Here is a 2323-nt window from a genome sequence, read left to right on the forward strand (position 1 = left end):
TGAAAGCGCTGGTACAGGAATCGATGGTTGCTGAACAAGTTGCTGCACTGACTGCGCCGCTGGTAAAAAAACGTTTACTGGAAATCGCGCAAATTGGCGACGGTCTGTTCCAGGCGATACGGGAAGAAGTGTTTAGCCAGACATCGGATCAGCTGGTGGAGCGGCATCTTCGGCAGATCCAACATGAATGTCTCGAGCTGCTCAACCTATTGGAGCAGCAGGAGCAGCGGGAATGCCGGTTGCAAATGGCGATGGTGGATTTACTGGTAGCCATTTTAACTTATCTGGAAACGCACCATAGCCAATACTTCTGTTTAAAGGCCCAGGTGCCGGACCGCCAGTTGAAGCATGTGTTGCTGGAGATGGAAGAGCAGATGAAGTTGTTGAGTACGGGTTTCAAAAGAAAAGCTGTTGATTTGCCTTTACAGGATTTAATGTTAACCTGTTTTAATGGTTTCCTAAAATCTGGAAAGGCCAGTTACGAAAGCCTGGCTTACATGAAGCACCTGCAGAAGTCGTTAATTAACCTTTGCCGGGATGTGCAGGCAGAAGATTTTACCCGGATTGTGATGGAACACCTGTTGTATTTGCGTTTTAATGCGGCAAGTTACGAGGGGTATTATAAATCGCGGTTGCTGGAGAATCTCGACAAGGTATATAACCTCAATGACAAATTTGAACTCCTGTACCATTTGGAAAAGGTGATTAAAGGCCAGCAGGAGCGGGGTACCGCTTGTTTTGATCCGCAAAGCCCGAGTTTGGTAGCTGTTTTAGCTTCCTTTATTAAGGCGGAGATCCGATACTTGCAAAAGAAACAGGGGATCGCTTTACTTGGGCAACCGCCAGAAACGAAAAGGGGTATGATCGCCATTCCGCAAGTGCCTGATTACCGGATTAAGGTTTCTATATCTGCCGATGCTTTGGCTTACCTGGTGAGGCTGCTCATTGAGACGGGTGTGATTGTCGCGAGCCCCAGATCGGACTTGCTGGTGTTCATTGCAAAGCATTTTCAGACGCCAGGGATTGGTAATGCTTATTTATCGGCTAATAGTTTGGGGACTAAGTACAGGCAAGTGGTGCAGTCCACAGCAAAGAATGTGAATGCGGCTTTGGGTAGGATGCAAAGGATAGTGGGGAAGGAGTTTGGGTTGTAAGGTAGAGAGAAGGTGGGTTTTATAAAATTAAATATTATTTAGAAAATCTAAATATTTGTATCTTTGCGTAAGCAACATCTGTTTTGTTATGGTCGTTATCAGCTACGGAACGTTAAAGGAATTCTTTACTGTACATGCAGGAGCTAAGGATTCGCTCAATAACTGGTACCGTGCAGTGGAAGGACCGTTTACGTACGTTTTGTTGATACGCATGCGGAATATGATAAACTGAAGGACTGTTCGGCGGTTTAGCCTTGATCCAAAAACCCTTTTGCGGCTTGGGTGGAAATTGCTGTTATTTTCTAATATAATCTTTTCAATTATGGGACGGGGAAACAAGATTGAAACTAAGGCCAGTTACCAAGCGGTAATGGCAAAAATAGATGGCTTGATGGCCAAAGGCAGCGAAAACGTTTCTGCGGCAGAGCTGGCAGAGATTCGTAGGCTGGCACTTTCTGCACAGGAATATGAAAAGAACGTGTATGTAGTGGATGCTCCTTCGACGCTTTCCGGAATGATAGAGATGCGCATGTATGAAATGAGGCTACGCCAGGTGGACCTGGCAAGGAAGCTCAAGGTAAGCCCAGCGAAGCTTTCGCTAATCCTAAACGGCAAGCAGAGGCCCGACGTGGATTTTCTGAAAGCGGTGCATACCGAGCTGAACGTAGATGCGAACTTTATTTTGGAGCACGCCTAAACTATGGATGTGCGTCTTCATTGAAGTTCTTCATTCTTTGATAGCAGTTTTAAAAACGTAAAAATCCTCCCACTATGCTCCGCTTCGTGATAATTAGCGGCTTGGAGGGCCTGGGCATGATTTTTCACTTGAAATCCGATGGGTAACTCAAAGGGCTCATAGTTGACAAATAATCTGGATTCCAGATCTAGTTCAAGGTGTTTAACGGTATCAATCAATAAGTGTTTCACCTCATTAACATCTGGAGTGATTTTCCAAGAAACTGGAGACGATCCAATTTTGAAAGACTCCATAAATTCTTTCATAAAAATTTATCTTTAGTGCCTTAACATAAATTTCATACTACATTATGGCGAAGTCGCTCTGGTCAATCATTTTCCTATTACTATCCCTTAATTCGGTAAATGCACAAGTTAAACCTACTGAAATTGACAGTTTAATCAAGGCTTATGTTTCCATTAATAAATTTAAT

Annotated in this window: 3 protein-coding genes; 2 read left to right on the top strand and 1 reads right to left on the bottom strand. The window is 44.0% G+C overall.

Annotated features, from left to right (window positions below; genetic code table 11):
• Together ACR2F3_RS04825 and ACR2F3_RS04830 are read left to right on the top strand one after the other, a co-directional pair.
• On the top strand, positions 1–1154 hold a 1154-nt coding region (locus ACR2F3_RS04825; protein ID WP_432708846.1), incomplete at its 5' end, for a hypothetical protein.
• Between the two features lie 322 nt (positions 1155–1476).
• Positions 1477–1851: a helix-turn-helix domain-containing protein gene (locus ACR2F3_RS04830; protein WP_432708847.1), complete on the top strand. Its 375-nt coding sequence runs from the start codon at positions 1477–1479 to the stop codon at positions 1849–1851.
• A 17-nt stretch (positions 1852–1868) separates the two neighbouring features.
• On the opposite strand, the gene ACR2F3_RS04835 is transcribed toward ACR2F3_RS04830, so the two are convergent.
• A complete protein-coding gene (locus ACR2F3_RS04835; protein ID WP_432708848.1) occupies positions 1869–2144 on the bottom strand; it encodes a hypothetical protein in 276 nt (91 codons plus the stop codon).
• Positions 2145–2323: the final 179 nt, after the last annotated feature.

It is taken from the genome of Pedobacter sp. (genome assembly GCF_045627485.1).
Classification (GTDB): domain Bacteria; phylum Bacteroidota; class Bacteroidia; order Sphingobacteriales; family Sphingobacteriaceae; genus Pedobacter.

Coding starts and splice junctions, on each gene's coding strand:
- ACR2F3_RS04830 (WP_432708847.1), top strand. CDS start 1,477: ATGGGACGGGGAAACAAGATTGAAACTAAGGCCAGTTACCAAGCGGTA.
- ACR2F3_RS04835 (WP_432708848.1), bottom strand. CDS start 2,144: ATGGAGTCTTTCAAAATTGGATCGTCTCCAGTTTCTTGGAAAATCACT.